Annotated in this window: 8 protein-coding genes; 3 read left to right on the forward strand and 5 right to left on the reverse strand. The window is 59.8% G+C overall.

What is annotated here, in order from left to right; translation table 11 throughout:
• Positions 1-640 (forward strand): rRNA adenine dimethyltransferase family protein (locus tag VN887_16400; protein HXT41589.1); only part of this gene is annotated, 640 nt, incomplete at its 5' end.
• The gene (locus VN887_16405) at positions 633-1,154 is read left to right on the forward strand and encodes an NUDIX domain-containing protein (GenBank protein HXT41590.1); all 522 of its coding nucleotides are present in this window, start codon (positions 633-635) and stop codon (positions 1,152-1,154) included. The genes VN887_16400 and VN887_16405, both read left to right, overlap by 8 nt.
• Here the strand turns inward: VN887_16405 and VN887_16410 are convergent.
• Genes VN887_16410 through VN887_16420 form a run of 3 tightly spaced genes read right to left on the reverse strand, consistent with a single transcriptional unit; the run spans position 1,145 to position 5,007 of the window.
• Positions 1,145-1,951: a 2-phosphosulfolactate phosphatase gene (locus tag VN887_16410; protein ID HXT41591.1), complete on the reverse strand. Its 807-nt coding sequence runs from the start codon at positions 1,949-1,951 to the stop codon at positions 1,145-1,147. The two genes, VN887_16405 and VN887_16410, sit on opposite strands and share 10 nt — an antisense overlap.
• 16 nt (positions 1,952-1,967) lie before the next feature.
• Positions 1,968-2,891, reverse strand: a complete 924-nt coding sequence (locus tag VN887_16415; protein ID HXT41592.1) for a DNA glycosylase — start codon at positions 2,889-2,891, stop codon at positions 1,968-1,970.
• On the reverse strand, positions 2,839-5,007 hold the full coding sequence (locus VN887_16420) for a glycosyltransferase family 39 protein (GenBank protein HXT41593.1): 2,169 nt from the start codon (positions 5,005-5,007) through the stop codon (positions 2,839-2,841). The genes VN887_16415 and VN887_16420 overlap by 53 nt, the downstream gene beginning before the upstream one ends.
• A 75-nt stretch (positions 5,008-5,082) precedes the next feature.
• On the opposite strand from VN887_16420, the gene VN887_16425 reads away from it, so the two are divergent.
• Positions 5,083-5,508, forward strand: a complete 426-nt coding sequence (locus tag VN887_16425) for a hypothetical protein (protein HXT41594.1) — start codon at positions 5,083-5,085, stop codon at positions 5,506-5,508.
• A 43-nt stretch (positions 5,509-5,551) separates the two neighbouring features.
• Here VN887_16425 and VN887_16430 read toward each other — a convergent pair whose 3' ends face one another.
• Together VN887_16430 and VN887_16435 are read right to left on the reverse strand one after the other, a co-directional pair.
• Positions 5,552-6,073: an adenine phosphoribosyltransferase gene (locus VN887_16430; protein HXT41595.1), complete on the reverse strand. Its 522-nt coding sequence runs from the start codon at positions 6,071-6,073 to the stop codon at positions 5,552-5,554.
• Positions 6,074-6,110: 37 nt separating this feature from the next.
• On the reverse strand, positions 6,111-6,342 hold a 232-nt coding region (locus VN887_16435), incomplete at its 5' end, for a sigma factor-like helix-turn-helix DNA-binding protein (protein HXT41596.1).

The raw sequence follows: 6,342 nt of genomic DNA on the forward strand, positions 1-6,342 counted from the left end.
ATCCGCCGAAGTGCTCGCCATCGAAAAGGATCATCGACTGATCGAACTGCTTCGCGAAAGGTTCGCCGAAGCTGGACACCTGACGCTGGCGCGCGACGACGCGCTGGACTATGTGCGGTCGAAGCAGCGCAATTGGTCTGACTGGAAACTGGTGGCCAACCTCCCCTACTCGGTCGCCTCACCCATTCTGGTCGAACTGGCGCAGGCAACGGGTTGTCCGGAACGCATCGTGGCAACGCTTCAACTCGAAGTCGTGCAGCGGCTGATGGCGAAGCCCGGGGACAAGGACTACGGTGTTTTGACGCTGCTCGTTCAGCTTCGTTACGAACCCCACGAATGGTTCAAGATTCCCGCGAGTTGCTTCTTCCCCGCCCCGGATGTGGATTCAGCGTGCGTCACTCTGGTCCGGCGCGCGCAGCCGCTGTTGAACGAGGCGGAGGCCGAGACGTTCACGAGAATTGTGAAGCGGGCATTTTCCCAGCGCCGGAAGATGATGTTCAAGTTGCTGAAAGAGGAGTGGCCGGAGGAAGGATTAGCACGCGCCTTCGAACGATTCAGTTTTTCGCATCAGGCCCGAGCAGAAACGATCGGCCTTCACCAGTTCGTAGAACTCGCGTGCGATCTCCACCATTATGAATGAAGAAATCTTCGATGTGGTCAACGACCGCGACGAGGTCGTCGATCAGAAGCCGCGGAGTGAGATTCATCGGCTGAAGTTGAAGCACCGCGCGGTGCACGTGCTGGTGTTCAACTCCAGGGGCGAGCTGTTTCTCCAAAAGCGTTCGATGAAGAAGGATTGCTTTCCGGGCACCTGGGACTCGTCGGCCTCGGGCCATCTCGATTCCGGCGAAAGCTACGACGCTTGCGCGGTGCGCGAGTCAAAGGAAGAACTCGGGCTGAGCCTCGCGCAAACACCCGGGCGCCTGTTCAAGATCGACGCCTGCGCGGAAACCGGTTGGGAATTCATCTGGATTTACCGCTGCCGCTCGGAAGGACCGTTCGTTCTGCATCCGGACGAGATCGATCGTGGCGACTGGTTCACGGTACCGGCGCTGGACCGCTGGCTGGCGGAAAAACCCGGCGAGTTCGCGAGCGGTTTCGTGTTGATCTGGCGGGAGATGATCCGACGACGGCTGGTCGCTGTTCAGGTTTGAGGCCGCGCGTAAACCGCCGTGTCCGACGAGGACTCGAACGCGAACTTGCGCACAGCGCCGCCTTCGCCGAGACCCGCGACAAAATTCAACGTCTCGCGCTGCACGCAGAAATAAACGTCGGCACGCCAGTCCGGGTGGTTGAGCAATCGCTGGCCGTTGCGGGAATGCTTCATCGCGCCGAGAAGATCGGCCTGAAGCAAGGGGTAGATCCGGCGCGCAATTTCAGCCGAGTCAGCGACCTGGCCCGAAGCGTAATAGGGCCAGAGACGTTCGCAGAGCGCGCCCGCGGCAAGCGTATCCTCCAGCGCGGCCTGGTCGTGTGTGCCGCTGCACACCAGAATCAGATGCGTCGGCAATTCGCGCCGAATCCAGTGCGCCACGGCCCGCAGGTTGAGAAATGAGCCGATCAGGACGGTGTCGGCGCGGGCGCAGGCGCGAATCGCGCGCGTGCCATTGGTCGTGGTCATGATGATGGTCTTGCCGCGCACCTTGTCGGCCTGAAACTCGCGCGGGGAATTGCCAAAGTCAAAATCCACGCCGCCGGTCTGGTCGGCGCGAATCCGCGCGCCGTTGCGTTCGCCGGCCAGAAGCGCGTCCGGGCGCTGTTGTCTGACGGCAAGCGCCTCGGCAATTTCTCCCACCGGAATGATGGCCTCGGCGCCATGGGCCAGCGCGGTCATCATCGAGGTGGTCGCGCGCAGGATGTCCAGCACCACACACGCCGTCTGGCTCAAATCGCGTTGAGCCAGCGCGGCGAATTCCGCGGGAGAAAAGAGCACTTCAATGCTTCGGGTCATGTGACCGGCCGCCATTTCATTCCTTCAGTTTTGCGTGGACGCGAGCGTAGTGAAACAAATACTGCTGCGCGTAACCCGCGTACGGGCCGAAATGCGAGGTCGCGAATTTTTGCAGAAGCTGCAACGCGACGCGGCGCCGTGGAAAGTAGAAGTGTTGCAGCGCTTTCATGACCCAGACGTCCACCGGAAAGGCATCCTGGAAACCATACGCAAAGAGCAAAACGCAATCGGCGATCTTTCGACCAACACCCGGCAACCGCATCAATTCGTCGCGCGCGGCTCCGGTGGGCGCTGTCGCGAGCCGACCCAAATCCACTTCGCCTTCCACAATTTTTCGGGCCGCAGCGCGTAGATTGGGCGCACGGAAACCCATTTTGCAAGCCCGCAGTTCGGACTCATCCGCGGCGGCAACGCGTTGCGGCGCGGGGAAGGCGAATGCCGGGCGGCGACCGTCCGGCACCGCCACGGGTTCACCGAAACGTTCGCAAAGCAGGGCGACGATCTGACGAATCTGAACGATTTGCTTCGTGGAGGAAAAAATGAAAGACGCTAGACATTCCCACGGATCCTGCCGCAGCAGACGCAACCCGCGACAGGCGGCCACAGCGGCACGCATCGGTTCATCCCCGGGAAACGTGGCCAGTACGCCGCCCAGACTGATCCCGATCTGCAAATAATCGGCGAGCCAGCGCCAGTCTGTGACCGGGTCTGCGGTCTCGGCGATGATCGCCGCGCCGTCCGCGCGCAGGCGCACCCAGCGCTGGCCGATGACGCCCTCCCAACACCGGTCGCGCAGTTCCCAGCGAAAAACCTGGCCGGACGTCAACGTGGTGGCGAGGTCATAGTCGTGAACAGGAAAAATCGTCCCGCGAGCCGCGCGCGGGGCGTCATCGGAGGCCGCGACATTCGAATATCTGGATCTGGTGGAAGATACGGTCACGGTACTTGATGTCGTGTATCCCCAAATCGGTCACACTCGCAAACTCTTTCTGAATTCTTTCCGGCGGCGGCTGCGGTGTGTGAGCTTCCTGGACAAAAATGGCGTTCTGGCCCTTGCGGTTCCCGTAGCCAGGCCAGAAGTAAAACTGGTTCTCGGGCCGGGCCGATGAACGAAAATAAACGAGCGGATGGTCCGGCACACCAGCCTTGGCCTCGGGAAGGTAAAACGTAATCTGACTCGTGATCCCATAATGGTTCGCGATGATGAAGACCGGCTTTCCTTCCGACAACAGCTTCAAGCGAGCTTCGCCCACCACTCGCGCCATTTCTTTGTAGGCGCGAACCCGGGTCAACGGATCAGGCTTCGGCGAAAGCGGGTGGCCGGTGATTTTGCCGACCAGGTCGGTTTCGTGCGCGACGATGACCACGGCCAGACCGACACCGAGACCGGCAACGAGCCAGCCCTTGACCGCGCGCGCCCCGGCGCGCCAGCGCGAGTCCCAGTGAATCGCCGCGAGGCAGAACGATGGGACGACAGCGACGGCGATCCAGTTCGGAAGGACGCGCGAACGAAAGGCGAGCGCAAAATACAGCAGAAAGACGGGAGCGCCCATGCTGAAGAGATAAATCATAAGCGGATCTCGCCTTTCACGGCGCCAAAAGGCCACGGCTGCCCAGACGGCGCCGACGAAAAAAAATGGGTTCAGCAAACCCGCCTGCGCGGCGAGAAAATCCTGGAGATAGCGCATTGTCGGATGCCATTCTCCGTCCAATCCGCCGCGCTCGCTCAGGTGCGTCATGGTGATCCAGCCGTGCCGGGCATTCCACAGCAGCACCGGCAGTGTGCATACCGCGTTGACCAGAAGCGCAAGATACGGCCCCGGACGCTTCAATTGTGCGCGCGCCGGTTTCCACAAGACGAAAAAGACCGCCCAGCAAAGCCATTGCAATGGCGAGGAATACTTGCTCAAGAAGCCGAGTCCCATCCAAAGCCCCGTCCAGAGCCAGTGTCGCATGGAATCGAGTTGGACGGCGCGCCAGCCGGAGATCATGGCCGCTGTCCAAAACAAAACCGTGAGCGGATCAACGGTCATCAGCGTCGAACCGATCGCCAGCAGGGGGGTGGCCGTTGCCACCATAACCAGCAGCGCGCCGAGTCGCGCGCTGGCTTCACGCGCAAAAAAACGCAGCAACATCACGGACAGTATCGCCGCGATGACGGGCGAGAAAAACCGCACGCCGAATTCGTTGTCACCCCAAAGCCAGGTGCCGAGAAATTGGGTGTAAGCGATGAGCGGCGGTTTGCTGTAATACGAAAGCGCGAGATGTTTCGACCAGAGCCATTGATAAGCCTCGTCCTCGCTAAGTTCGATTTTTCCACTGGCGATATAAGCGAGGCCGACAAACAGCAGCAGCCCGATCAACGCGTAGCCAAAACGCAGCCAGTGTTGGTCAACCGACGATTCCTGGCTGGCGGCCGGCGTTTGTTCAATGTCGGTGTCGGGTGATTCCGCCCGCGAGCCGGGATTTCGGAGCGATGGCAGGCGCTGCCACCAGAGCGGAAACCAGCGCTGTCCAGCCCAGCGCCACGACGCGTCCAGTGCGAAGACGAGGAGCGCGCCGTAGCTCATGCCCAGCAACGCGCCGACGATTACGTCGGTCGGATAATGCACGCCGTTATAGATGCGGGAAAAACCGACCAATGCCGCCAGCGGCAGCATGAAGAACACACTGCGCCGATAATAAACGAACATCACCATCGTTGCGGCGAACCAGTTGGCGGCGTGCGCCGACGGCATGCTGAAACTTCCTCCGCGCCCGACGCGCGTAACCGCATCTGAAATATCGTTGAACGGCCGCAGGCGTCCGACCGCGTGTTTGATGGTGTTGACGATAAGCGGATCGCCGAGGCAAACCGCCAGCACGAGCATGATGAGGCAGATGCGGCCACGAACACCCTCCCGGCAGACCAGAATCGCTGCCGCCAGGATCAACAGCGGAACAAACAGCGAGTTGCCGCTGAAAAATGGCATCGCCCGGTCAAACAACGGATTGCTCAACGTCAGATTGATGAATCGAAACAGCGCGACGTCGAGTGATTGGATCGAAGACATCATCGTTATTGTCATCGGGAGGTGCGGCGATTGCCAAGAACATTAGCGAGGAACGACGATCTGGAGTAAAATAGATCCATGCAAAAACCGATTGACCCGTATTTGTGTATCAGGTTTTGTCTGAAGCTGGAGATCATGCTGCCATTTGTTTTTTTCGATGGTGGCGGCGGGACTTCGGACGCGTTTGGACAAAGCCTGTTCGCGGCAGTGGTTGTGGCCGTCCTGAATAATTGGTTCGAGCACCGCTTATGTACGGTGGAACATTTGAATAAGCGCTTTCTTTTATCGGCGACGTTTACTCCCCTCGTACTGGTCACGTACTCGGGTTTACTCATCTGGTGGAAAACTCATGAAATGTTGCGGAACCCGATAGCCTACTACGGGATTGTCAGAACGTTGCTCGTGACTGGAATCTTAGTGATCGGGTGGCGAACCGCCGCATTGGCCGCAGACGATTCATCCGCCAGAAACAGAAATCGCCGGCTCGAAGCTGCACAAGAGTAACGGAACCGCCCGAGAGAAACTGATCACCTTTCGAACCGATCGTTCAAAAAATCACCAGCGACCGGACCGGAAAGCCCTTCAGCTTTTCGCGCCCCTTGAGAAAACTCAATTCGATCAAAAACCTGATCTCGAGAATCTCCGCACCGGCCTTTCGGACAAGCGCCGCCGCGGCGGCAGCCGTCCCGCCCGTCGCGAGCAGGTCGTCCACCAGCAGCACGCGGCTGCCCGGCTTGAAGGCGTCCACATGAATGGCGATCGTGTTCGAGCCGTATTCCAATTCGTAGCTCTGCTCGAACGTCTTGTACGGCAGCTTGCCTTTTTTGCGCACGGGCACGAAGCCCGCGCCCAATTTATGCGCGGCCGCGGCCGCAAAAATGAACCCGCGCGCATCAATGCCCACGACGACGTCCACCGAGCCGGGCGGATGGCCAGCGGTCAGCAAATCAACACTGCCACTGAACAGGCGCGCGTCGGCCAGGACGGGCGTGATGTCCTTGAACTGAATTCCCGGCTGTGGAAAATCGGGAACGTTGCGAATGGCGCTTTGCAAGTCGCCGGGAGTCACCTGTGGATCGCTCATAGTTTTTCAAGACGGGCCGGTGTCACTTCTTCACGGCCTCAAGTTTCTCAATCATCTTGCGGAGTTTGGCCAGCGCGATGTTCTGAATCTGCCGGACGCGCTCACGGGTGACCCCGAACTTCTGGCCAACTTCCTCAAGAGTCCTTTCGCTGCCGCCATCCAGACCGAAGCGGTACCGAAGAATTGTCGCTTCGCGCGGGTCGAGGGTCGTCACCATTTCCTGCAACATCGAGCTGACGGTTTTTTCCTCCAGT

Origin of the sequence: Candidatus Angelobacter sp. (assembly GCA_035607015.1) — a bacterium.
Taxonomy (GTDB): Bacteria; Verrucomicrobiota; Verrucomicrobiia; order Limisphaerales; family AV2; genus AV2.